A 21,656-nucleotide genomic window follows, 5' to 3' on the forward strand; every position below is an offset into this window, starting at 1 on the left:
TGCCCCACCATCCTTCTAATTCCGCTGCGGTACGACAATCGCCCGCCGTGCGGCTATCCCATGCCCGTCCACCTGGCCGCCACGCCAGGTCGCTAGCTATATGGAGTCATCAGCCATGAATATCATCGGTCTGCAATACCTGACCTTCGGCGTCGAAGACCTGGCCGCCGCCCACCGGTATCTGCTGGATTACGGCCTGGACGTCAGCGAGTACGACCCCGAGGTCGGCGGTACCTACATTGCCCTGGATAGCACCGGCGTGATCGTGCGCCGCAGTGACCACTCCGGCCTGCCGCCACTGCCGCCCGGCGCATGCTCTCCCTGCCTGCGCGAAACCCATTATGGGGTCGCCGACGACGCCACCCTGGTGCAGTTGTACCGCCTGCTGGGCGCCGATCGCGAGGTGAGCGTAGATGCCGACGGCACACTGCACTGCCTCGACGATTCCGGCTTCGGCATTGCCTTTCAGCGCGCTCGGCGCCAGCCGATCCACGCGCCGCGCCTGGGCTTCAACGTGCCGGGCCAGACGCCGGGGCGCGCGCCCAACGACTGCGGCGCTGACCCCTCGGCAGTGATCAAGCCACGCTCACTGTCCCATGTGGTGTACTTCGTCGAAGACGCTGCCAAGGCCGAGGCGTTCTACCGGCGCCTGGGCTTCGTGGTGACTGATCGTCTCAACCAACTGGGGCCGTTCATGCGCCCTGCCGGGACCCATGATCACCACACGCTGTTCATGCTGCACAGCCATAACGAGCACATGGTCGGCTGCAACCACTTCACCTTCCACTTCGGCTCGGCGGGCGAGGTACTGCAGCAAGGCTGGCGCTTCCAGCAAAAGGGCTACCAAAGCTTCTGGGGGCCGGGACGGCATCTGATGGGCAGCAACTTCTTCTGGTACTTCAACAGTCCCTTTGGCGCCGTCATGGAATTTGACGCCGACATGGATCACCACGACGACAGCTGGGTGCCGCGGGCGCTGGAGCCCGGTGCAGACAATTCGCAGATATTCCTTTTCGAGGGTGTCGATAAATGGGCCCCCGGTGAGTGAGGCAGCCACCATGGAGCGCCGTCTTTGCCACCGCGACGAGCTGCCAGACCACCTCGCCCGAGGCCTGCTGCGCGAGGGCCGGCATGACCGGGTGTTCGCCATCCGGCGCGGCGCCGAAGTGATCGTCTGGCTCAACGACTGCCCGCACAACCACCGCCCTCTGGAATACCAGCGCGACCAGTTTCTCTCGGCCGACGGTCAGCACATCGTCTGCTACGCCCACTCGGCGCACTTCGACCTGCGCACCGGCCATTGCTTTGCCGGGCCGTGCGTGGGGCGGTATCTGGTCCCGGTGCCAGCACGAATAGATGGTGCGGGAAATATCTGGATTCCCGACCAACTGCCCGCTCCATCAGCCCTGAACCAAGCCTGAACGAGGTCATCACCATGTTTCAGTACTTCCCAACCAACTATGTGTGGAGCCTGTCAGCGATCATCGCCCTTACCCACGGCGGCAACATCGGCGAGGTGAACACCATGTGCGCGCCGCTGCGCGATGCCGCCCTGGCCGGCGACGATCCTGGCACCGAAGCTTTCTACGCTGCCTGGAAAAGCGGTGGCGACCGCCTGGTGGCCCTTGCCGACGACGACCTGGCGCGCAATCGGCGCCTTTCCGCAGGCGAGAAGCTGGGGCGTGCTGCCCTCTATTACAGCCTCGCAGAACGTATGCAGGCGCACGGCTTCAAGCACCGGCTGGCGCTCTACCAACATTCCCTAGTGCTGTTCGACCAGGCCCGACGCCTGAGCCGGGAAAACTGCGCACGGGTGCAAATCCCCTACGGCGAAGGTCACCTGAGCGCCCTATACGTGCGCGCCGGCGGCCTTGCTCCAGGGGCACGGGCGCCGATCGTGGTGATCATGAACGGCCTCGACAGCACCAAGGAGATGCTGCAGAAAAGCGTAATGGGCCGGCTTTTCGCCCAGCGCGGCCTGTCTGCGCTGTTCGTCGACCAGCCGGGTACCGGCGAAGCCTTGCGCTTGCATGGCCTACCGGCTCGTCACGACAGCGAGGCATGGGCCACTCCGGTAGTCGATTGGCTGCAGCAACATCCTGAGGTGGACCCGACGCGCATCGCTGCCCTCGGCGTCTCCCTGGGTGGCTATTACTGCCCACGGGCGGTGGCCTTCGAGCCACGATTCGCTTGTGCCGCGGTGTGGGGAGCGAACCACGACTGGCGCGCAGTGCAGGAGGCACGGCGGCGCCGCGAAGGCGAGAATCCGGTACCGCACTACTGGCAGCACGTGCAGTGGGTCTTTGGCGCCAGTAGTTTCGACGACTTCATGGCCAAGGCGCAGCACATGCATCTTGACGGGATCTTGGAACGCATCCGTGTGCCCTTCCTGGTCACCCACGGCGAGCAGGACCGGCAAATCCCCCTGCAGTACGCCCAGCGCACCTTTGACCAGCTGGTGAACAGCCCGGACCGCGAACTGGTGGTGTTCACCGAGCGCGAGGGCGGCGTCGAACACAACTCGCTGGACAACCCCAGCAACGCTGGCAACCTCATCGCCGACTGGCTGGCCGAACGGCTGGGCGGCGGCGTCGCCTGATTCATTTGGAGAAGCACCATGGCTCTTATTCAGAAAGCGCTGATCATCGGCGGCGGCGTGGGCGGCATGTGCGCCGCGATCCAACTGCGCAAGCTAGGCATTGCCGTCGAATTGGTCGAACTCAATCCCGCCTGGGCGCCGGATGGCGCTGGCATCACCATCAGTGGCCCCAGCCTACGAGCCTTGCGCGAGGTCGGCGTAGTGGACGAAGTCCTGCGCTTGGGCGGCTGGTGGCGCGCCATTGACCTGCGTGACGCCCAGGGCAACCTGCTGCGTACCGTGCCCATTGCGCCAGCGCTCGGCGCCGAGGACTTGCCCAGCGCGGCGGGTATCCAGCGGCCTGTGCTGGCGAAGATTCTCAGCGCCGCCACCCGCGCTGCCGGTGCCACTGTGCGCTTGGGGCTCAACTTTGAAAGCATCACCCAGGACTCCGATGGCGTCGACGTTCTATTCAGCGACGGCAGCGGTGGTCGCTACGACCTTGTAGTTGGCGCCGACGGCATCAACTCTGCCTTACGCCGCCTAGTATTCCCGGACTTCGCCGGCCCGGTGTTCACCGGCCAGGGTTGCTGGCGGGCAATCGTGCCCCGCCTGCACGAAAACTCCACCATGTACCTGAGCGATACGATCAAGGCGGGCATCAACCCCATCAGCGACGATCAGTGCTATCTCTACCTGCTGTACAAGCGCGACGGCCTGGATTTCATTCCGCCAACAGCCTGGCCGGAGATTTTCGCCGACCTGATGGTGCCTTTCACCGGTGAGCTGGCGGACATCCGCCGGGGGCTGCTCGACGGCAGCCTGCCAGACCCGCACCTGTTGTACCGCCCGCTGGCCGGGCACATGATTCCGGCGCCCTGGCACCGCGGTCGGTTGGTGCTGCTCGGCGACACGGTGCACGCGACCACTCCGCAGCTGGCCTCGGGCGCCGGCATCGCCATTGAGGGCGCTCTAATCCTGGCGGAGGAACTGGGTCGCCGCCATTCGCTGGAAGGCGCACTGACCGCTTACGCCGGCCGCCATTTCGACCGTGCAAACCTGGTGGTGCAGGCATCGGCCACCCTTGGCCACATCGAACTGAGTGGCGGCGGGCCACAGGCCCATGCCCAGGTCATGCATCAGACCCTCGAGCTGTTGCGCCGGCCGATCTAGCGTGGCGCGAACATCCGGGCACGTACCGACTGCAGATGGCTGCGCATTCGCTGCTCAGCCAGCAGCGGATCGTGCCCGGCGATGGCTTCGAGTATTGCCAGGTGCTCGCTATGGGTCTCTGACTTGGGTGCATCGGCCTGGCCAAACACGCTCTCGATCTTTGCATCCAGGCCAAGCTGCGCTTGCAGCCGCAGGCTGTCGTAGAGCATCAGCAACAAGGTGTTGTGAGTGGCTACGGCGATCGCCCGGTGCAGGGTCTCGTCCTGGCGCTTCCATTCCAGATAGCTGCCAGCGGCCGCCATGTCCACCAGGCTTTGGCGCATCGCCGCAAGGTCAGCAGGAGTGGCATGGATGGCCGCCTGCCCGGCCAACTGCGGCTCCAGCAGGATGCGGGCACCGATGATGTCGCTGATGCTGATGGCCGAAGCCCAGGCGTGGTCGTCCATCACCGCCTGACGGGAGCCGATGAAGGTGCCCTTGCCAACGTGTCGCCAGATCCGCCCCTGCTCCTCCAGGCGCCGTAAAAGAGTGCGCAACCGCCCCCGGGAAATACCCAGTTCCTCGCAAAGCTTGGGCTCCGGGGGCAGCCGTGTGTCGCCGCGGGCAGCCGCCTGTTCAATGTATTCGCTCAGCCGCAAGGCATCGTCGTCGCTCATTACGCCAGTTCTTTCCTGCATATCAAAGCCGCCATGGTAGGCCGTGCCAATAGCGCTTGCAAGGTGACAGACGCACTCTCCAGCACCTCAATAAATAATTAAGATCATTCAATTTATTAATTGACACATGTCAATTAGTCGATTTAGTTTGATTGGGCGGTGTAGTCCGCCGCTCCAGCAGTCCCCCCCAGCTTCGGAGGCTTCCCAATGCATCACAGCTTCAGCAGCACCCTCATACACTCGTGCCTGACTGGCACGCGGCCTACGGAGCGTCGGTCATGAGCGCGCCGCAGACCTCGCCGGTATTCGTTTCCAGCGCGGCCGTGCGTGAAGTGTTCAATTGGCCGGACGCCATCTCTGCCCTGCAGGCCGCCTATGCCCGGCCTCCAGTGCCAAGTGCCGTGCCGCCGCGCACCATCGCCAGCGCTGACCGGACCTGGTTGCGCACCCTTCCAGCCATCCCCCCAGGCGGGCGTTACTACGGTGCCAAGCTGATGGGCATGGCATTGGGCGCCGACCTGCCGGGCGTGGAGTACGTGATCGTGCTCTTCGATCGACAGACCAGCCGCATCGCCGCCTTCGTCGACGGCAACCTGGTCACTGGTCTGCGCACCGCCGCCGCCACCGCAGCAGCGCTGGACCGCCTGGCCCCAGCGGGGCCGGCCCGGCTGGCGGTGCTTGGCAGTGGCCTGGAAGCCGCCATGCATGTGCGTGCATTCGCCAGTGTCCGCCCGCTCAGCGAGGTTGTCGTCTTCAGCCCGACACCTGAACGCCGCGCAGCGTTTGCTGAAGCCGTCAGCCGAGATCTTGGGGTCAGTGCACGCCAGGTCGATTCCGCCCAGGCCGCCGTGGAGGGCTCCGAACTGGTTCTGGCGGCGGCCCGTTCGCGCGGCGAACAGCCGATCCTGAACGGCGAATGGCTAGCCGCTGGCGCACAGGTGTACTCCATCGGCTCGACCGTACCCGAGCAGCGCGAAGTGGATGTCTCGGTGATTGCCAGAAGCGATCTGATCATCGCCGACATGCTCGAGGAAGTGCTGGAACAAACCGGCGACATGATTGCCGCAAGCGCTGCCGGGATCGACGTGCGCGCCAAGGCGATCTCCCTCGGCGACCTGCTCAACGGCAATCACGCGCAGCGCATCCGCTCGGCTCAGTCGCTTCTTTACAAGTCTGTCGGCAGCGGCCTGCAGGATATTGTGGTGGCCGAACTGATCCTGGAAAAGGCGCTTCAGGCCGGTTTGGCCACCCCCCTGCCCATCAACTTCGAAACCAAACGCTAAAGGAGCCAATCATGGCCAGCTACAGCCGCAATGAAGCCCGTGAATGGGCCCGCGAACACCTCGTTGGCGTTGCCAACGTGACGATCCCCACCGTCACATCGGACTTCAAACACCTCAATGAAAAAGCCATTCGGCACGACATCCAGACCAGCATCGCCCACGGCTTCGTCGGCACCTTGAGCTGTTCCGAGGTCGCCATCACCATGGACGAGTACGAGCAGTTCGTGCGCATTGCCGTGGACGAGGCCGCGGGTCGCCTGTTCGTTGTCCACCACGCGGTGTTCAACACCCTGGAAGACAACATCGAAGCCGTGCGCCGGGCCGAGGCGGCCGGGGCCGAACTGGTGCTGCTGGGCTACCCGCCGTACTTCCACCCGCGTTCGCTGGAAGAGATCTACACCTACACCAAGGCGATGTGTGACGCCACCAAACTGGCCGTAATGCTCTTCCCTATCCCGACCTGGGGCTTCTCGCGACTGGACCCGAGTGACCTGCCAGTGTCGTTACTGCGGAGGTTGATCGACGACTGCCCCAATGTGGCTGCGATCAAGGCCGAGGGCGGTGCGCCAAACATTATGGCCGCCATCGAAGTTCACCGCGCCTTCCACAAGGAAGTGGTTATCTCCTCGCCCATGGAACACGAATATATCCCACTGGCACAGCTGATCCCGATTCCGTTCTGTGGCACCAACTTCTCGGCCTACTACGGCCCCGTGCTGCCGCAAGTCCACCGCCTGATCCAAGAGGGCCGCTTCGACGAAGCGACAGCGATCTTCCACCGCATCGACCCGGCGCGTAAAGCGTTCGCCAGTGTTCCCCAGGCTGGCGGCGGGCTGATCAACCGCGCGCTGTGGAAATACGAGTCCTGGCTGCAGGGCTACAACGGCGGCCCTCTGCGTCACCCCACCGGCCGGGTCTACGCCCGCGACATGGCGGCCCTGCGACGCGGGCAGGAAGCCGCTGGCCTCAACCCTACCGCCGACCCGGACGCTGACTTCTTCGTCGGCCGCAATCCGGCATGACCCTCCCTTTTTCAACCAAGGAGATATCTGGCGTGACAACCTTACAAAACCTACCCCTGCGTGACCCCAGCCTGTTGCGCGAATCAATGCTGATAGACGGCGCCTGGGTCCAGGCCGACAGTGGCAAAACCCTGGAGGTGCGTAACCCGGCCAACGGCCAACTGCTGGCCCTCGTCCCCGACGCCGGGGCGGCCGAGACCGAGCGCGCCATTGCCGCCGCCGAACGTGCCCAGCGCCGCTGGCGCGAGGAGTTGCCCGCCGAGCGGGCAAGGATCCTGCTGCGGCTTCATCATCTGCTGCTGGACAACATTGACGACCTGGCGCTGATCCTGACCTCCGAGCAGGGCAAGCCGCTGACCGAAGCCTACGGCGAGTTGAAGTATGCCGCCGGCTTCATCGAATGGTTCGCTGAAGAGGCGAAGCGTGCATACGGTGACCTGATTCCGCCGAACGTCCCGGGGCGGCTCATCCTGGTGCAGAAGGTGCCCATCGGTGTGTTCGCTGCCATCACGCCGTGGAATTTCCCAGCGGCGATGATCACCCGCAAGGCGGCACCAGGCTGGGCCGCCGGCTGCGCCGGCGTGATCAAGCCGGCCCGTCAAACGCCGCTGTCGGCGCTTGCGCTGGGGGTGCTGGCCGAGCGCGCAGGATTGCCGGCGGGGCTCTGCAACATCGTCACCGGCGCTGCCCAGCCAATTGGCCAGGCCTTGACTGACAGCCCGGTGGTACGCAAGCTGTCCTTCACCGGCTCAACCGAGATCGGCGCTCGCCTGTTGGCCCAGTGCGCTCCCACCATCAAGAAGACCAGCATGGAACTGGGCGGCAATGCGCCTTTCATCGTCTTCGACGATGCCGACCTTGAAGCTGCGGTGAGCGGCGCCATGGCAGCCAAGTACCGCAATACCGGGCAAGCCTGCATTGCCGCCAACCGCTTCCTCGTTCAAGCTGGAATCTACGAAACCTTCGCCGCCCGCCTGGCCGAGCGCTCGGCTGCCTTGGTGGTGGGCCACGGCGTCGAGCCCGGAGTCGCCCAGGGGCCGTTGATCGACGACCAGGCGGTTGCCAAGGTCGAAGAGCACATCGCCGATGCCTGTGCGAGAGGCGCCCGTATACTCACGGGCGGGCAACGCCATGCACTGGGCGGCAACTTCTTCGAGCCGACGGTGCTGGCTGACGTCCCTCTGGAGGCCAAGATCTTCGCCGAGGAAACATTCGGCCCGGTAGCGCCGCTGTTCCGCTTCGAAGACGAAGCCGAGGCCATTGCCCTGGCCAATCACACGCCGTTCGGCCTCGCGGCCTATGTCTATACCCGCGACCTCGGGCGGGCGTTCCGGGTAGTGGAAGCGCTGGAAACGGGCATGGTCGGCGTCAACGAAGGGCTGATCTCCACCGAAGTCGCGCCTTTTGGCGGCGTCAAGACATCGGGGCTTGGCCGCGAGGGCTCGCGCTACGGGCTGGATGAGTACCTGGAGCTCAAGTACGTGGCGCTAGGGGGCCTGAGTGCCCCGGAAGTTTCGCAAAAGTCATAGCATGGACTCACCGCCATTACGACCGGTGCTTGGATAAACAGCCTAAAAGGCTGCTTTGCCAAGCGCTCGGCCGTCGTCCCCTCAAGCGAAAACGGCCAGAAAACCCATCAGTCGCGCGTGCGACCATCCAGCCCCAACGGCGTTTCAAACTGAATCCCGAGCAGTACACCCGCCGAAATACCATCATGGCTGTCACAACCAAAATGCGGCGCATTCAACTGTTCGAACTCCATACATTATTAATACACGGGCTTACCACAGTACCATTCGAGACCAGGAAGATTGCATCAAGGTCCAGAGAAATTTAATTACGCGGCGTGCCATGTGAACTGCCAACCTACGCATAGGCGCCCTCTAGAAACTTTTATTCATGATTGGTCAGCCTTACCTAATGCGCCGACAACGCATAGCAGTCAAAGGGGCGGCTCCGCCAAGGGGCTGAAAGTATCAACCCTGTACTGACCTGAGATTGGAGCGTGGTTTCATCATCAAGTATTCGGTAGCCAGCAGCGTAACCTGCCAATGCTGTCGGGTGCTGTTCGCCGTGACGCGAGCCACCGTCTTCACGCTACAATCTTTTTTTAGTCCACGCATAGACCCCATTCAGTCCTTTATTCGTACGCGACTCACGGAAATACAATCGGACGTCGTCGACGCCCCCTATGTCGGGCACGAGCAAACTAGTTCTGTTCAATGGCCAAATCGCAAACGTAGAACATTCCCTTAAATTTGAATCCGCCTTTCTGAACTGAACCATTGTCTCGGGGCACTAGGTGCAGATAAATCAGCTCCTCCGTTTGAGTATTGGCCTCAATTCGGCCATTTTTCAGTGCCCAGCCCTATATACCCATCTGCGTTGGCTCGACCTGATCAGCAATCATCTCTTTAGTGAGTTGAGCTGGCTGGCGGTTGTGGTTATTTTGATGAAGAATCCCATGTACAACGATCTTCGTAAATTCGTATATGGACTCCTCCTCGTTACAAACCTCCTTTGCTTTGGCGCCCGTGCCGACTGCACATATTCGGCCTCTTACTACGGCATCGTTTTGATGCAGGGCCATGATGGGCTATTCGCGCGTCGGCTCCCAATCGCTTTTACGTGCTTTACGCACCTGGACATTAAGGGTTTTGCCGACGCCGGTTCGACCGGTTTGCCATTGCTCGAGTTGCTTCGCAATCGAGGTGTGTGGGGCTTCTCCCGGATGAATGGGTCAGGCCGCTGCCCGATCCAGTTGGTAATCAGTGCCGTTGTGCAGCATCGCCCAAGCCATGCGTGCAGTTTTGTTGGCCAATGGTTGTCACCCATGCTTTGACTATTCAAGCGTATTGCCTGGTGGATAGATGGTCTGAGTTGTGCAACCGGGTCGGAAACAAGAAGTCCTCGCTGCGTAGCCTGTCCGACTAAATCCAAGTGCTGCCCGAACACTGCGTTTCGCAGGCTCGCTCGCAGCGGCCATGAAGCCGCTCGTGATGTGGCTCGGCGCATCGCAGCGACGGCGCAATACGTGCGCTCTCGCCACGAACGTAAAAAGGTCGAAATGTTGTTTGCCCACCTCAAGCGCATCCTGAAACTTAATCGCTTGCAACTACGTGGCATGAGTGGCGCGACTGATGAATTCTCCCTGGCCGCTGCGGCACAGAACCTGCGACGGCTGGCCAAATTTACATCTCAATGGCCACCGGTCACGGGATAGGTGCGTCTGCACCAAGCAAAAAACCTCAAACCAACCCAATAACAGAGCAGCAAAGGTCAACGAAGAGCCGAGAAACCACTCAACGTGGTGAGTAGTTTCTCCAGTGGTTGGCGTGCCTGAGCTCAGGCGAGCTGAAAATCCGAGTTTTTCAACAGAATCGGCCGATTTCTGCCTATCGCGACCGGCGGAAAACGATCGAGGTAGTGTGAAAACGTTCTAAGGGCAAGGTTGACAGTCAGGACTGGAACGAAAGTCGCGTTCCCACGAAAATTTTAGGTCTGCGGATTAACCAGACGCTGGCAGATTTCACGTAGCAACGCAGACTACAAACCGGTGTATGCGTTTTCACACAGCCTGAGCCACGCGATCATCATCTTTCGTTACCCGTTCGACGAAGCTCATTGAGAAGAGTGGAGTCGCCCAAAATCCCCAACCATTTTTCACCAAAGGCTGAAGGGCCACATAGCTGCAAGTAAACATCTCCAGCGCTCCCCCAGAAAAAGCGATCCACCGTCACTCGCTTTTCTTACTGAACAACCCCTCTATTAGCTCAATTCTGACCCCATATTCACATGGGGCAGAATCATGCCGACTACCGCCTTTCGCTGCTGGTTACTGCTCTCACTGGCCATCGTCCATAGCAGCGTCTACGCCGCCTCCGCTCAAGAACAGGATCAGCTCAGTCTGATCCTGCAGCAACTCGACACGATCGAACACCTTGCCACGCGTGCCGAGGAAGCCAGCACATCTGCCCCCAACGAACGTTATCGCTTCGACTACCCCCGCCTGGCTCAGGATCTCCAGCGCATCCGCCAAGGGATACAGGGGTACCTGTCCCCCTCCCGCGCTCAACCCCGCGATACCGATGAACTAGCGGGCGATTACCGCGTTGACGCTCCGCACGCGGAGCCCTCGCCATGAGCATGACTGACGCCCAAACCTCAGCGTTCCAAAACGCATCCGGTTTCTCACCGCAGAGCAGTTCGACGCTCTGGCTATCCCTGGTGCTCGTTCTGGCGTTGCTTTGGTGCGCCTGGGTGATGTGGACGGCTTACCGGGGATGGGCGACAGGCAGTGTGCGCTTCGGCGCGTTTGGCGGCAGCGCCGCGCGCGTGCTGCTCGCATTGTTGGTCCTGATGTTCTTCACCCTGTCCTAACCCAGGAGATCGCCGTCATGCTCAAGTGCCTTGTCCCCCTGAAAAACAACCTGCGTGATCGTGCCAGTCAGCGCCTGATCGGTCTGCTGTTGGTACTCGGTCCAAGCCTGGCTTTTGCCGAACTCCCGACCATGGAAGCTCCTTCACGTGGTGAAGGTTCCGGATTGATCGAGACGATCAAAAACTACGCCTACGACGGCGGTATCCTGCTCGGCTTACTGATCGCCCTGCTCGCTTTTTTGGGCGTGGCGTGGCATTCCCTGACCGTGTATGCCGACGTGCAGAACCAGCGCAAGACCTGGAAAGACCTCGGCGCGGTGGTTGGCATCGGCGCCCTGCTGGTGGTGATCATCATCTGGTTCCTGACCAAGGCCGCCGCGATTTTGTGAGGTTGGCATGAACGACACTATCGAACGTCTTGCCGACGGCACCTTGGTCTTTCTGCCGGAGCGACTCAACCGTGATCCCGCCGTGTTGCGCGGCTTGACCAATGATGAGATGTGGGTAGCGCTCGGCACCGGCGCCGTCATTGGTCTGCTGTCAGGCGTTCCTCTGGCGATCACCACTGCCTCCATTGCAGTGGCGCCGACCGGCATGATCGCGGGCATGACGGTGGTGCTATCGGCCGGTGGCACGCTACTGCGGCGGGCCAAACGAGCCCGCCCCGAGACCTGGCTGTACCGCAAGCTCGAATGGGTACTGGCCAGCCGTTGGCGCCTGGGGCGCGGCAGTCTGATCGTCCACTCCGGCGCCTGGACGGTTCGCCGTTCGCGTCGACTGCGTCCTGCCCTGTCCCGGTGGCAGCCATGAGCCGATTTCGGAACAAGGTGGATGCCCAACAGGCCCATATCTTCAGTCTGCGCCTGGCGGTAATGATCCTGACCCTGCTCTGTGCCGGACTCTGGTACGGCTGGCGCTCGGCACCGACCGATCTGACCGTGCATGTCCCCCCGGATCTGCGCTCGGGCAGCACGCGCAAGTGGTGGGATATCCCCTCAGAGAATGTCTATGCCTTTGCCCTGTACATCTTCGGTCAGCTCAACCGTTGGCCCTCGGATGGCGAGCAGGATTATCGCCGCGCTATCTATAGTTTGCAGTCCTACCTGACACCCGCCTGCAAGGCCTTCCTCGACGGCGACTACGAGTACCGCAAGGCCGCCGGCGAACTGCGCCAGCGGGTGCGTGGCGTCTACGAAATTCTGGGTCGAGGTTACAGTGAGGATCCGGAACTCAGGGTCAAGCAACTCGACCGCGACAGCTGGCTGGTCAAGCTCGACCTCAATGCCGATGAATATTACGCCGCCGAACCGGTGAAACGGGTGGTGGTGCGTTATCCATTACGCGTGGTGCGTTTTGATCTGGACCCCGAACGCAACAAGTGGGGCCTGGCACTGGACTGTTATCAGGGCACGCCGCAAAAAATCTCCCTGCCTGGAGGTGAGTCATGACGCGGATGTCTACTCTGGGGCTCACCATCGCACTGATGCTATGGGGAGCTGCAGCGCAGGCCGTCGAGTTGATGCGTTGGGAACGCCTCCCCCTCGCGGTCCCGCTGGTGATCAATCAGGAGCGGGTGGTCTTTGTCGATGAGGATGTTCGAGTCGGCGTGCCCTCAACCCTGACGGACAAGCTGCGCGTGCAGTCCACCGGCGGCACGCTGTACCTGCGCGCGTCGGAAGCCATTGCCCCGACTCGCCTGCAACTGCAATCGGTCGCGACGGGCGAGATTATCCTGCTGGATATCGCGGCCACTCCTGGTGATCAACCACTGGAGCCCGTGCGTATTCTCAAGAATGTTCCGGTGCAAGCTACCGAGACTGAATCGAGTACCGTACCTGTTCCAGAACGTACACCGATCCCGGTCGCTTTGACGCGCTATGCCGCACAGAGCCTGTACGCGCCGCTGCGCACCGTAGAATCCCTACCCGGCGTACGCCGCGTACCGCTCAAGCTGCGCACCGAACTGCCGACCCTGTTGCCGACCGAAAACGTTTCCAGCACACCTATCGCCGCCTGGCGACTCGGTGATTATTGGGTGACGGCAGTGAAGTTGCGCAATCGTGGTTCAGGGACTGTGCAACTCGATCCGCGTCAGATTCAGGCCACCCTGTTCGCCGCGGCCTTCCAGCATGCGTTCCTCGGGCCTGTCGGCAGCGCTGAAGACACCACGCTCGCCTACCTCGTCACTCGCGGTGCCGGCCTCGAGAAAGCCGTGCTGCTGCCGCCCGTTGCGCGAGGGGCTGACGATGAAAGCTAACGCCCTGCTCAAATGGCTGGTACCGGCTGCGCTGCTGGCCGTGGTGCTGATCATCCTGAAAACCTGGGTCCCGGGTGGCAGCACGCCTTCTCCAGAGCACCCAGTTGATCAGGGCAATCTTCAATTATCCGCCGAGCAAGCCAAGTCGCTCGGCATTGCTGGCGATACCCCACGCGATACGGTCGCCACCTTGGTCGGCCAAGTGAAGGCCATGCGCAGCGACATGCTCGGTTTGAAGAAGCACAACGATTCGTTGTTGACGGAAAACAACCGCCTGCGCGAGCGGGAAAACAGTGTCGATTCGCGTATCCAGACGGCGCTTGGCAGCGTGACCCAGCAGGTCGACGAAGGTCGCCGACAAGCCAACGAGGCCCGGCTCAAAGCGGAACAAGACAGTCGTCAGGCTCGCGGTCTGCTGACGCAATTGCAGGGCCAGTTGTCGGGGCTGACCGGCAAAGGCAAGGATATGCCAATAGGATTGGGGCTTGAGCCGGGCGACGGGGCTCAGTTCGACGGGCAGCATTCTGCCAATGATGCGCTGCAGTGGATTGAGCCCTCGGATGCTCCGCCCACCAACGCCCGAGGCAAAACCAAGATCTCTTCCGCACTGAGTCTGCCTACCGCCTTCAACTCACTGGAAGGCTTGAACGATAACGCGAATGATCGCAGCCAGAAGCCGCTAGGTGCGGTCACCAACAATAAGCGCGACCTGGCGCAATCCGTCGATCGTGCCGAAGGCGCGAGACCGGTCTACACCATTCCCGAAAACGCGACATTGATGGGCTCGGTCGCCATGACTGCGCTGATCGGCCGAGTCCCGGTGGACGGCACCGTGAATGATCCCTATCCCTTCAAGGTACTGGTTGGTCCGGAGAACCTGACTGCCAACGGCATCGACCTGCCAGACGTCGCGGGTGCCGTGATGAGCGGCACAGCGTCCGGTGACTGGACGCTGTCCTGCGTACGCGGACAGGTCGAGTCAATTACCTTTGTGTTTACCGATGGCACCATCCGCACGGTGCCTCAGCCGAAGGCGGTAGCCAGCCGCACTGCCTCCACCACCCAGAGCTCGAACACCGACAAGATCCGTGGCGGGCTCGGTTACCTGTCCGATCCGTATGGCATTCCTTGCATCGCTGGCGGGCGCCGCTCGAACGCCCAGCAATACCTCGGCAGCCAGAGCCTGATCACTGCCGCCGGTGCCGGTGTCGCCGCCCTGCTCGGGAATGAGCGGAACAACAGCAGCGTGATCAACGCAGGCGGCACTACGCTCGGGGTCACCAGCAGCACGGGCAACAATGCACTGAGTTCGATCCTCAGTGGCGGGGTCAGTGATGTCCGCGAGTGGGTGAACAAACTGTATGGCGAAGCCTTTGCTGCCGTGTACGTACCACCTGCAGCGCAGGTCGCACTGCACCTCGACCATGAGATCACCATCGACTACGAGCCCAAGGGCCGGAGCGTTCGCCATGAAAAAGACCATGCTTCTCTGCCTGACCTGGATTAGCTTGTTGTGCTGGGTCCTGACGGGGTGTTCCACCGACAAAGACACGCTGCTGCCCCATGGCGAGCAAACCATGCTGGATATCTGGAACGGCGCCGGTTCGCAAGGCACTCAGCAGCAACTGCTGGAGGCTCGGCAGCAGTTGCGCCGCCCTTTGGCTCAAGCAGATTTCTCCGTTGCTCTCCAGGAACCGTACACTCGCACAGCAGTGAACGAGATCCGCAACCTGTTCCCTCGCTTGCCCAATCCCGATCTAGTGCTGTACGTGTATCCGCATTTGAGTGGTACCGAGCAGGCACCAGTTCCGGGTTACTCGACAGTCTTTCCGTTTTACCAACGGGTGCAGTACGCATTGCCGGGTGAACGTCAGGAAGACTTGTAGTGCGTGCCGGCGATTCGGGTAACCACGCTCCCGCGTGGAAAGACTGGCGCAACCCATTGCGCCCGCGCGCGACCTTGGCCGATGAAGCTGCACTCTACGCGCACAACCCCAGCTTCACCGATCACCTGCCTTGGGTCGAGTACCTCGACACCGAGCAGTGTTTTCTGCTCGATGACAATCGCTCGGTGGGTGCGGTGTTCGAGTTGCTGCCCATCGGCACCGAAGGGCGCGAACCCGATTGGTTGATGGCGGCCCGCGATGCACTCGAGGATGCCCTGCAGGATAGCTTTGACGAGCGGGATCAAGCGCCTTGGGTGGCGCAGTTTTTCTGCCAGGATGACAACGACTTCTCCCCCTACCTCAATCGGCTCACTGGCTATATTCAGGACAGCGCGCGAGGCACCGTCTTCACCGAGGCGTATTTGCAACTCAGCCGCCGTCATCTGAAGGCCATCGCCAAGCCGGGTGGGCTGTTTGAGGACAAGGTGGTGACGCGCCTGCCCTGGCGTGGCAACAACCGCCGGGTGCGCCTGGTGGTTTATCGCTGGCTCGGGTCTGGCGATGAGGAGACGGGACTCAGCCCGGTGCAATCCCTGCAACAGGCTTGCGAACGTATCGGTGCTTCGTTGCAGGCGTGCGGGGTTCAATCGACACGAGTCGATGGCCGAGGCCTATATGCCTGGTTAGTGCCCTGGTTCAATCCGGCCCCCACGCTCACCGATGAAGCACCCGAGGATTTCTACCGCCGCGTAGTCTATCCGGAGCCAGGCGATGGCGAGTCGCTGGAACTGCCCTTCGATCACGACTTTGCCGAGCGGCTGTTCTTCAACGAACCGCGCTCGGATGTGCAATGCGGACTCTGGTTTTTCGACGATCAGCCCCACCGGGTGATGGTGGTGGACAAACTGCGGCGGGCACCCTTGATTGGCCAACTCACCGGCGAAACCCATAAGGGCGATGCGGTGAACGCACTGTTCGACCAGTTACCCGAAGGTACGGTGATGAGTCTGACCTTGGTGGTCAAACCGCAGGATATACTTGAGGAGCAGTTGAACCGCCTGGCCCGCAAGGCCATCGGTGAAAACCTGGCCTCGACCCAGACCCGTCAGGATGTCGAAGAGGCTCGCGCGATCATCGGCCGCCAGCACAAGCTGTACCGGGGCACCCTGGCATTTTACGTGCGCGGTCACGATGAGCAGCAATTGCACCAGCGCTCGGTCAGCCTGGCCAACGCGCTGCTGGGTACGGGGCTGCAACCGGTACGCGAAGGCGATGAAGTCGCCGCCTGCAACAGTTACCTGCGTTGGCTACCGATGGCTTACAACCCGGCCCGCGACACGCGCAACTGGTACACGCGGCTGATGTTCGCCCAGCACCTGGCGAACCTGGTTCCGGTGTGGGGCCGCAGCACCGGCACCGGCCACCCGGGCATCACCCTGTTCAACCGCGGCGGTTCGCCGTTGAGCTTTGATCCGTTGTCACGCCTGGACCGAGCCATGAACGGCCATCTGCTGTTATTCGGTCCCACCGGCGCCGGCAAGTCGGCCACCTTGGTCACCCTGCTGATGCAGGTCATGGCGGTGTATCGCCCTCGCCTGTTTATCGTCGAGGCCGGCAACTCCTTCGGTTTGCAGGGCGACTACTTCGCGACACAGGGCCTGTCGGTCAACAAGGTCCAATTAAAACCGGGTGCCTCGGTCAGCCTCGCGCTCTTTGCCGATGCCTGGCGCCTGGTCGAGCAGCCGGATCAGGTAGCGAGTCTGTCGATCGATGAGCTGGACGATGAGGCGGTAGCCAGTCGCGAAGACCAGCGCGATGTGCTTGGCGAATTGGAAATCACCGCCCGGTTGATGATCACCGGCGGCGAGGCCAAGGAAGAGGCGCGCCTGAGTCGAGCGGATCGCAGCCTGATCCGCGAGTGCATTCTCGATGCGGCGCAGACCTGCGTCACCGCGGGCCGTCAGGTGCTGACCCGCGACGTGCGCGACGCCTTGCTGCGCGTCGCCGCCGACCAATATCTGCCCGAGAAGCGTCGTGAGCGCGCCCAGGAAATGGGTGAGTCCATCGACCTGTTTTGCCAGGGATTCGAGGGTGAACTGTTCGATCGCGAGGGCACGCCTTGGCCCGAGAGCGATGTGACCATTGTCGATCTGGCCACTTACGCTCGCGAAGGCTATGAGGCACAGATGTCCATTAGCTACATCAGCCTGATGAACACCGTGAACAACCTCGCCGAGCGCGACCAATACCTGGGCCGACCGATCCTCATGGTCACCGACGAGGGCCATATCATCACCAAAAACCCACTGCTGGCGCCCTTCGTGGTCAAGGGGACGAAGATGTGGCGCAAGCTCGGCGCTTGGTTCTGGCTAGCGACGCAAAACCTTGCCGACTTTCCCACTGCTGCGCAGACCATGCTCAACATGATCGAATGGTGGATTTGTTTGAACATGCCGCCCGCGGAAATCGAAGAAATCGCACGCTTCAAGAAACTCACGCCGGCACAGAAAGCCTTGTTGCTCTCCGCCAGTAAAGAGCCGGGTAAATACACTGAGGGGGTCGTGCTGGCGAAAAAACTCGAAACGCTGTTTCGAGCCGTACCACCCAGTCTCTATCTCGCCCTGGCCATGACGGAGCCCGAGGAAAAAGCCGAGCGCTGGACACTGATGCAGGAGAACGGCTGCTCGGAGTTGGACGCGGCTTTCCAGGTAGCTGAGCGCATTGACCAGGCCCGTGGAATCGGGACGTAAGTATCGATCTGAAGCCAAAATAGCGTTACATCTACAAGGGCTGGAGAGCGGTTTTGTGCTAGATATGCCCGAACTATCTGAGTAGATTACTCGTCAACATTCAGCCAGCAGAAGGAGTCATACATGAATAAAAACGATCTCGTCGAGGCCATAGCGAGCTCCGCCGACCTCCCGAAATCCACTGCCGGACGCGCGCTGGAAGCCCTCACAACCATCATATCCACTGCATTGCAAAGCGGTGAGAACGTCACGTCACCTTGGTTGGTTTTGGTACCTTTGCGGTGAAAGCGCGTGCAGCGCGCGACGGCCGTAACCCTCAAACTGGGGCCACCATCAAGATCGCAGCCGCGAAGACGCCTAGTTTCAAAGCCGGTAAGTCGCTGAAAGAAGCGGTTAACTAGACGCTGGCAGCGACTACCCAATACCAACTCTGCGAGAGCGCTGGTATTGGGGCTTCAGCAGCTGAAACGCTTGCTGAACAACGGGAGCCGTTCAAGCCATGAGTATGAACGCGTCTTAAAGGTCTTTTTTCTCAGCTTTGATTTGGGCTGGGTGGCACACTGCTGAGCCGCTGCTGAATCCTCAACAGGAATCCGGCTTCAAAGGCATCCTGGCAGTCACCGACAGGAAAGGTTTTGCGCGCTTGCGCCAGCTCCCACCACAGTGGAATCTCGCCAGGCGTATCAAGCCAAGCCTGAGCACATTGCACGCCACGTTCGATCATTGGGGCAAATTCGTTGCCCCAAGGTGTCAGAAGACTTGGGCAACCATCCGCCGCAGGAATTGAAATGTAGTTTTCGTCCATACACACCCTAGATTTCTGATTTATTGTTAGACGCTGGGCCCAGCTTCGAAAATCTTAACGAAACCAAATGAACGCTCGATAAGGGGCATGAGCATCAAATGGCCTAGATCAATGCCAATGTAGACTATATCCCGTGGATTGAGAGTCCCTCAAGGCGCAATTTGCGCGCATGACTCAAGACTACGAACAGCTTCGTCTTCAGCTGGCGGAAAACATCCGCTTGATGCGACGCGTGAAAAACCTTACCCAAGAGCAGCTCGCGCTCATGGCCGAGGTGGATCGCACGTACGTCAGTCAAATCGAACGATGCACGGGCAATCCGTCGCTGTTGGTCCTGTGCAAGCTCGCCAATATTTTCGAAATTACCGCAGATCAGTTACTTGTGGAACCCGATATCCTGCGCAGCGCCCTTCACGTCAAATAATAGTCTCACGTTTCAGAAACCCGATAGATCCGCCTTCATAATTTCCACTGACAGTCTTCAGTCCCTAACCGAACCTGCCCAGGCCATACACCAAGAGCCTGGATCATGCCTGTTGCCTGCTCGTCAATCCCGCCCACAAAGCTACGGCCGTTGGCGCTAAGCATCCTGCTAGCGTGCGGCCCAAGCATGGCGCTGGACACCGCCAGCATCACCTCCTCCGTGCTTTCTCCAAACTGTCTCGAATACAGGGTCGTCGGCATCTGTTTCTGGCTCCTCTGCACGCCCTTCGGCTGCAAGGTCAAAACCTCGACCAAGGTTCGTCATTTCATTCCTGAACTGGTGGTCTCGAGCTACGCCACCACCGGCAACAATCCCTGGGCCGAGATGGCCACCCTCTCTCCCCCCATCAGCGGTGCGGAAGGTGGTGGCAACCTGATCACGCCGAACACCCACCGCGCCAACCTGCCCCGCTTCAAGAACGTCGATGGCATTGGCCACCCCGGTGGCTGGATCGCCACGCAACTGGCTTCGCAATCCGGCTACGCCTGCGCCAGCGGCGCGACTGCATTCATGCCCTACTACCTGAGCACCCTGGACTCGCTGGCCTGGCGTCATGGCATTCCGGAAAATTTCTATCCCGAGTCGCTCATGCCGGGGATCCGTGAAATTGGTCGTCAGGCTTCGGGAAACATGTGGGGTAACATCTATCCCCGCCAAGGCTTTCTGGTACAACCCGACGACTTCAAGGCGGCCGCAGTCATGGCGCAACGGGCTGGCGATGTCATCACCCGCAACGGGCAACCGCATGTGTACTTACCACTCATGCCCGCCAAGCACGACGGTTACTGGCCGCCTGGCCCGATCGTTGAGAACGACGCTTCGACCCACAAATGGCAATTGCTCTACCCCCAGGTTCAGCCGACGTGCGCCATCTTCCCCAGCGATCCGGTACAGAGCACGGATGGCGGCTACGCCTGGTCGCTGTGGCGGCGCTATAGCTGTTGCAAACGTGAGGGGCAGACCTTTCTGTTCAGCATCGACTTCGAAGGAGATGCGTCATGAGTCGGCTTCTCGCGCGACCATGGCTTGCCGTGGAGGGCCTGCTGCTCTGTGGATTGTTCGCCATGGCCACTCATGCCCACGCTGCTGAAGGTGATTACCGCCTGGGCACCCAGGGCGAAGTACTCGACGACCGGGTGATGTACACCATTGGTGGCGGCTCGGCAGTCGGCTCACCGAGTTCGCTCTACCGACCCAGTGCTCTTGGTGTCGGTGGGTCATGGCGAGCGAACATGATGTGCGGAAACATGAGCCTCACCAACACCCTGCAAAACCAGTTGAACGGCGTCACCGAAGGTTTCCAGCAGATCATGGGCAGCATCGTGCAGAACGCGACCCAAGCCGTGATGTCGCTACCGGCGTTGATCATCCAGCGCGCCAACCCCGGCCTCTATGAGTTGCTCAGTAACGGGGTGATGCAAGGCCGTATCGACTTCGACCGCTCCAAGCTGACCTGCCAGGCCATGGCCGAGAAGATGGCGGACAAGGTCGGTCAAGCCGGCTGGGGCGCGCTGGCCAAGAACCAAGAAATGCAGGGCAATCTGGAGCAAACCGGCGGTGATGCGGTGGCTGCGGTAAAACATACCGAGACCCATAACGGCAACAATGGGGTGTCTTGGGTCGGCGGCTCAAAGGCTGGAGGTAGTGGGCAGACACCCATTCGAGTGACCTCCGACGTAGTGCGAGCAGGCTACAACCTGCTGCATAACCGGTCGGCGGATGACAGTGCCTCGATCAGTAGCAACGACTGCCTGGGTGGGGCCATTTGCCAGACTTGGACCTCGCCCCAGGAAGAGTCCGAATGGGCAGTTCGCGTGTTGGGCGAGACCGAAGTCGCAACCTGCGACAGCTGCGAAACCCTGCGTGCGACCGCTGGCAGCGGACTGACGCCGCTGATTCAGGAGGCCTACAGCGAACGCCTCAAGGCCCTGCAAGGGCTGCTGTCGGGCTCACTGCCGCCTACCCCTGACAACCTGGCTAAAGCCTCGAGCCCGATGCTGCCGGTGACCCGTGGCGTGATTGAAGCCCTGCGCGATGACCCCGACCAGGATCTGCTGACACGACGCCTGGCCAGCGAGACGGCCCTATCCAGCGTACTCGACAAGGCACTGCTGCTACTGCGTACGCTACTGGCGGGCAGTTACGAACCGAACATCGCCTCCGCCGAGCCGGCCCAGACCGCCTTGACGAAAAACATCGACACACTGGAGCGCGAAATACGCCTGCTGCAGACCGAACTGCAGGTCCGGCAGATGTTGGCCACCAACACCGCCAGCCTGGTGCTCGATCGGCATGCCGGTGGTGCCGATGCTTCGCGTGCCGTCGAGCAAGGCGACCCCGAGCCCGGTCGACTCAATGACGCTGACGCCCGGCGTAAGTGAG

At 61.2% G+C, this 21,656-nt stretch carries 23 protein-coding genes and 3 pseudogenes; 22 read left to right on the forward strand and 4 right to left on the reverse strand.

Translation table 11 applies throughout. The annotated features are described in order from the left end of the window. The first annotated feature begins 115 nt into the window (after nt 1-115). The 4 genes from K7431_RS11610 to K7431_RS11625 are packed head-to-tail and all read left to right on the forward strand — an operon-like array spanning nt 116 to nt 3,751. Complete coding sequence (locus K7431_RS11610; protein WP_012723204.1) at nt 116-1,048, forward strand: VOC family protein; 933 nt, start codon at nt 116-118, stop codon at nt 1,046-1,048. Nucleotides 1,049-1,058: 10 nt separating this feature from the next. Then, on the forward strand, nt 1,059-1,421 hold the full coding sequence (locus tag K7431_RS11615; RefSeq protein WP_012723203.1) for a Rieske (2Fe-2S) protein: 363 nt from the start codon (nt 1,059-1,061) through the stop codon (nt 1,419-1,421). Between the two features lie 14 nt (nt 1,422-1,435). After that, nucleotides 1,436-2,599: an alpha/beta hydrolase family protein gene (locus tag K7431_RS11620; protein WP_012723202.1), complete on the forward strand. Its 1,164-nt coding sequence runs from the start codon at nt 1,436-1,438 to the stop codon at nt 2,597-2,599. Between the two features lie 18 nt (nt 2,600-2,617). Further along, nucleotides 2,618-3,751 carry an FAD-dependent oxidoreductase gene (locus K7431_RS11625; protein WP_012723201.1) on the forward strand — a complete coding sequence of 378 codons (1,134 nt, stop codon included), beginning with the start codon at nt 2,618-2,620 and terminating at the stop codon, nt 3,749-3,751. On the opposite strand, the gene K7431_RS11630 is transcribed toward K7431_RS11625, so the two are convergent. Then, nucleotides 3,748-4,407 carry a FadR/GntR family transcriptional regulator gene (locus tag K7431_RS11630; protein ID WP_043205073.1) on the reverse strand — a complete coding sequence of 220 codons (660 nt, stop codon included), beginning with the start codon at nt 4,405-4,407 and terminating at the stop codon, nt 3,748-3,750. The genes K7431_RS11625 and K7431_RS11630 overlap by 4 nt on opposite strands. A gap of 278 nt (nt 4,408-4,685) precedes the next feature. On the opposite strand from K7431_RS11630, the gene K7431_RS11635 reads away from it, so the two are divergent. Genes K7431_RS11635 through K7431_RS11645 form a run of 3 tightly spaced genes read left to right on the forward strand, consistent with a single transcriptional unit; the run spans nt 4,686 to nt 8,241 of the window. After that, complete coding sequence (locus K7431_RS11635; RefSeq protein WP_012723199.1) at nt 4,686-5,690, forward strand: ornithine cyclodeaminase family protein; 1,005 nt, start codon at nt 4,686-4,688, stop codon at nt 5,688-5,690. Between the two features lie 11 nt (nt 5,691-5,701). Beyond that, nucleotides 5,702-6,712 carry a dihydrodipicolinate synthase family protein gene (locus tag K7431_RS11640; RefSeq protein WP_043205071.1) on the forward strand — a complete coding sequence of 337 codons (1,011 nt, stop codon included), beginning with the start codon at nt 5,702-5,704 and terminating at the stop codon, nt 6,710-6,712. Continuing rightward, a complete protein-coding gene (locus K7431_RS11645) occupies nt 6,709-8,241 on the forward strand; it encodes an NAD-dependent succinate-semialdehyde dehydrogenase (protein ID WP_052308639.1) in 1,533 nt (510 codons plus the stop codon). The genes K7431_RS11640 and K7431_RS11645 overlap by 4 nt, the downstream gene beginning before the upstream one ends. Nucleotides 8,242-8,348: 107 nt before the next feature. On the opposite strand, the gene K7431_RS30880 is transcribed toward K7431_RS11645, so the two are convergent. Beyond that, on the reverse strand, nt 8,349-8,474 hold the full coding sequence (locus K7431_RS30880; RefSeq protein ID WP_255610765.1) for a hypothetical protein: 126 nt from the start codon (nt 8,472-8,474) through the stop codon (nt 8,349-8,351). A 564-nt stretch (nt 8,475-9,038) separates the two neighbouring features. Here K7431_RS30880 and K7431_RS11650 point away from each other — a divergent pair. After that, the gene (locus K7431_RS11650) at nt 9,039-9,554 is read left to right on the forward strand and encodes a hypothetical protein (protein ID WP_148270903.1); all 516 of its coding nucleotides are present in this window, start codon (nt 9,039-9,041) and stop codon (nt 9,552-9,554) included. 7 nt (nt 9,555-9,561) lie between these two features. Here the strand turns inward: K7431_RS11650 and K7431_RS11655 are convergent. Continuing rightward, a pseudogene (locus tag K7431_RS11655) lies at nt 9,562-9,636 on the reverse strand (integrase); the annotation flags it as partial. Here K7431_RS11655 and K7431_RS11660 point away from each other — a divergent pair. The 11 genes and pseudogenes from K7431_RS11660 to K7431_RS11710 all read left to right on the forward strand — a co-directional run. Then, a pseudogene (locus K7431_RS11660) lies at nt 9,627-9,935 on the forward strand (transposase); the annotation flags it as partial. The pseudogenes K7431_RS11655 and K7431_RS11660 sit on opposite strands and share 10 nt — an antisense overlap. A 585-nt stretch (nt 9,936-10,520) precedes the next feature. Then, a complete protein-coding gene (locus K7431_RS11665) occupies nt 10,521-10,856 on the forward strand; it encodes an integrative conjugative element protein, RAQPRD family (protein ID WP_012723195.1) in 336 nt (111 codons plus the stop codon). Beyond that, on the forward strand, nt 10,853-11,092 hold the full coding sequence (locus tag K7431_RS11670) for a TIGR03758 family integrating conjugative element protein (protein ID WP_012723194.1): 240 nt from the start codon (nt 10,853-10,855) through the stop codon (nt 11,090-11,092). The genes K7431_RS11665 and K7431_RS11670 overlap by 4 nt, the downstream gene beginning before the upstream one ends. A 17-nt stretch (nt 11,093-11,109) precedes the next feature. Continuing rightward, nucleotides 11,110-11,481: a TIGR03745 family integrating conjugative element membrane protein gene (locus K7431_RS11675; protein WP_003174125.1), complete on the forward strand. Its 372-nt coding sequence runs from the start codon at nt 11,110-11,112 to the stop codon at nt 11,479-11,481. A 7-nt stretch (nt 11,482-11,488) separates the two neighbouring features. Then, nucleotides 11,489-11,902 carry a TIGR03750 family conjugal transfer protein gene (locus tag K7431_RS11680; RefSeq protein ID WP_012723193.1) on the forward strand — a complete coding sequence of 138 codons (414 nt, stop codon included), beginning with the start codon at nt 11,489-11,491 and terminating at the stop codon, nt 11,900-11,902. Continuing rightward, on the forward strand, nt 11,899-12,540 hold the full coding sequence (locus K7431_RS11685; protein ID WP_043205068.1) for a PFL_4703 family integrating conjugative element protein: 642 nt from the start codon (nt 11,899-11,901) through the stop codon (nt 12,538-12,540). The genes K7431_RS11680 and K7431_RS11685 overlap by 4 nt, the downstream gene beginning before the upstream one ends. Then, nucleotides 12,537-13,349: a TIGR03749 family integrating conjugative element protein gene (locus K7431_RS11690; RefSeq protein ID WP_012723191.1), complete on the forward strand. Its 813-nt coding sequence runs from the start codon at nt 12,537-12,539 to the stop codon at nt 13,347-13,349. Before K7431_RS11685 ends, K7431_RS11690 begins: the two co-directional genes overlap by 4 nt. Next, nucleotides 13,339-14,856, forward strand: coding sequence for a TIGR03752 family integrating conjugative element protein (locus tag K7431_RS11695; protein WP_012723190.1), 1,518 nt, complete (start codon nt 13,339-13,341; stop codon nt 14,854-14,856). The genes K7431_RS11690 and K7431_RS11695 overlap by 11 nt, the downstream gene beginning before the upstream one ends. Next, nucleotides 14,819-15,235, forward strand: a complete 417-nt coding sequence (locus K7431_RS11700) for a TIGR03751 family conjugal transfer lipoprotein (RefSeq protein WP_012723189.1) — start codon at nt 14,819-14,821, stop codon at nt 15,233-15,235. The genes K7431_RS11695 and K7431_RS11700 overlap by 38 nt, the downstream gene beginning before the upstream one ends. Beyond that, on the forward strand, nt 15,235-17,985 hold the full coding sequence (locus K7431_RS11705) for a conjugative transfer ATPase (protein WP_012723188.1): 2,751 nt from the start codon (nt 15,235-15,237) through the stop codon (nt 17,983-17,985). The genes K7431_RS11700 and K7431_RS11705 overlap by 1 nt, the downstream gene beginning before the upstream one ends. Nucleotides 17,986-18,108: 123 nt before the next feature. Further along, nucleotides 18,109-18,386 (forward strand): annotated as a pseudogene (locus K7431_RS11710) (HU family DNA-binding protein). 131 nt (nt 18,387-18,517) lie between these two features. Here the strand turns inward: K7431_RS11710 and K7431_RS11715 are convergent. After that, complete coding sequence (locus K7431_RS11715) at nt 18,518-18,790, reverse strand: LasR-specific antiactivator QslA (protein ID WP_043205064.1); 273 nt, start codon at nt 18,788-18,790, stop codon at nt 18,518-18,520. Nucleotides 18,791-18,959: 169 nt separating this feature from the next. Between K7431_RS11715 and K7431_RS11720 the strand changes: the two genes are divergently transcribed. From K7431_RS11720 to K7431_RS11730, 3 genes are all read left to right on the forward strand, one after another. Beyond that, nucleotides 18,960-19,214 (forward strand): helix-turn-helix domain-containing protein, encoded by a 255-nt coding sequence (locus tag K7431_RS11720; RefSeq protein WP_003174132.1) that lies wholly within the window; start codon nt 18,960-18,962, stop codon nt 19,212-19,214. 105 nt (nt 19,215-19,319) lie between these two features. Further along, entirely contained in the window at nt 19,320-20,276 is a 957-nt protein-coding gene (locus K7431_RS11725) for a TIGR03756 family integrating conjugative element protein (protein ID WP_012723186.1), read from the forward strand. Further along, nucleotides 20,273-21,655, forward strand: coding sequence for an integrating conjugative element protein (locus K7431_RS11730; RefSeq protein WP_012723185.1), 1,383 nt, complete (start codon nt 20,273-20,275; stop codon nt 21,653-21,655). The genes K7431_RS11725 and K7431_RS11730 overlap by 4 nt, the downstream gene beginning before the upstream one ends. Nucleotide 21,656 lies beyond the last annotated feature (1 nt).

Source organism: Pseudomonas fluorescens group sp. (assembly GCF_020093335.1).
GTDB classification, from domain to species: Bacteria; Pseudomonadota; Gammaproteobacteria; order Pseudomonadales; family Pseudomonadaceae; genus Aquipseudomonas; species Aquipseudomonas petroselini.

Bases quoted from the DNA above. Each gene is read 5' to 3' on its own strand.
- K7431_RS11610 (WP_012723204.1), top strand. From the start codon at position 116: ATGAATATCATCGGTCTGCAATACCTGACCTTCGGCGTCGAAGACCTG.
- K7431_RS11615 (WP_012723203.1), top strand. From the start codon at position 1,059: ATGGAGCGCCGTCTTTGCCACCGCGACGAGCTGCCAGACCACCTCGCC.
- K7431_RS11620 (WP_012723202.1), top strand. From the start codon at position 1,436: ATGTTTCAGTACTTCCCAACCAACTATGTGTGGAGCCTGTCAGCGATC.
- K7431_RS11625 (WP_012723201.1), top strand. From the start codon at position 2,618: ATGGCTCTTATTCAGAAAGCGCTGATCATCGGCGGCGGCGTGGGCGGC.
- K7431_RS11630 (WP_043205073.1), bottom strand. From the start codon at position 4,407: ATGAGCGACGACGATGCCTTGCGGCTGAGCGAATACATTGAACAGGCG.
- K7431_RS11635 (WP_012723199.1), top strand. From the start codon at position 4,686: ATGAGCGCGCCGCAGACCTCGCCGGTATTCGTTTCCAGCGCGGCCGTG.
- K7431_RS11640 (WP_043205071.1), top strand. From the start codon at position 5,702: ATGGCCAGCTACAGCCGCAATGAAGCCCGTGAATGGGCCCGCGAACAC.
- K7431_RS11645 (WP_052308639.1), top strand. From the start codon at position 6,709: ATGACCCTCCCTTTTTCAACCAAGGAGATATCTGGCGTGACAACCTTA.
- K7431_RS30880 (WP_255610765.1), bottom strand. From the start codon at position 8,474: ATGGAGTTCGAACAGTTGAATGCGCCGCATTTTGGTTGTGACAGCCAT.
- K7431_RS11665 (WP_012723195.1), top strand. From the start codon at position 10,521: ATGCCGACTACCGCCTTTCGCTGCTGGTTACTGCTCTCACTGGCCATC.
- K7431_RS11670 (WP_012723194.1), top strand. From the start codon at position 10,853: ATGAGCATGACTGACGCCCAAACCTCAGCGTTCCAAAACGCATCCGGT.
- K7431_RS11675 (WP_003174125.1), top strand. From the start codon at position 11,110: ATGCTCAAGTGCCTTGTCCCCCTGAAAAACAACCTGCGTGATCGTGCC.
- K7431_RS11680 (WP_012723193.1), top strand. From the start codon at position 11,489: ATGAACGACACTATCGAACGTCTTGCCGACGGCACCTTGGTCTTTCTG.
- K7431_RS11685 (WP_043205068.1), top strand. From the start codon at position 11,899: ATGAGCCGATTTCGGAACAAGGTGGATGCCCAACAGGCCCATATCTTC.
- K7431_RS11690 (WP_012723191.1), top strand. From the start codon at position 12,537: ATGACGCGGATGTCTACTCTGGGGCTCACCATCGCACTGATGCTATGG.
- K7431_RS11695 (WP_012723190.1), top strand. From the start codon at position 13,339: ATGAAAGCTAACGCCCTGCTCAAATGGCTGGTACCGGCTGCGCTGCTG.
- K7431_RS11700 (WP_012723189.1), top strand. From the start codon at position 14,819: ATGAAAAAGACCATGCTTCTCTGCCTGACCTGGATTAGCTTGTTGTGC.
- K7431_RS11715 (WP_043205064.1), bottom strand. From the start codon at position 18,790: ATGGACGAAAACTACATTTCAATTCCTGCGGCGGATGGTTGCCCAAGT.
- K7431_RS11720 (WP_003174132.1), top strand. From the start codon at position 18,960: ATGACTCAAGACTACGAACAGCTTCGTCTTCAGCTGGCGGAAAACATC.
- K7431_RS11725 (WP_012723186.1), top strand. From the start codon at position 19,320: ATGCCTGTTGCCTGCTCGTCAATCCCGCCCACAAAGCTACGGCCGTTG.
- K7431_RS11730 (WP_012723185.1), top strand. From the start codon at position 20,273: ATGAGTCGGCTTCTCGCGCGACCATGGCTTGCCGTGGAGGGCCTGCTG.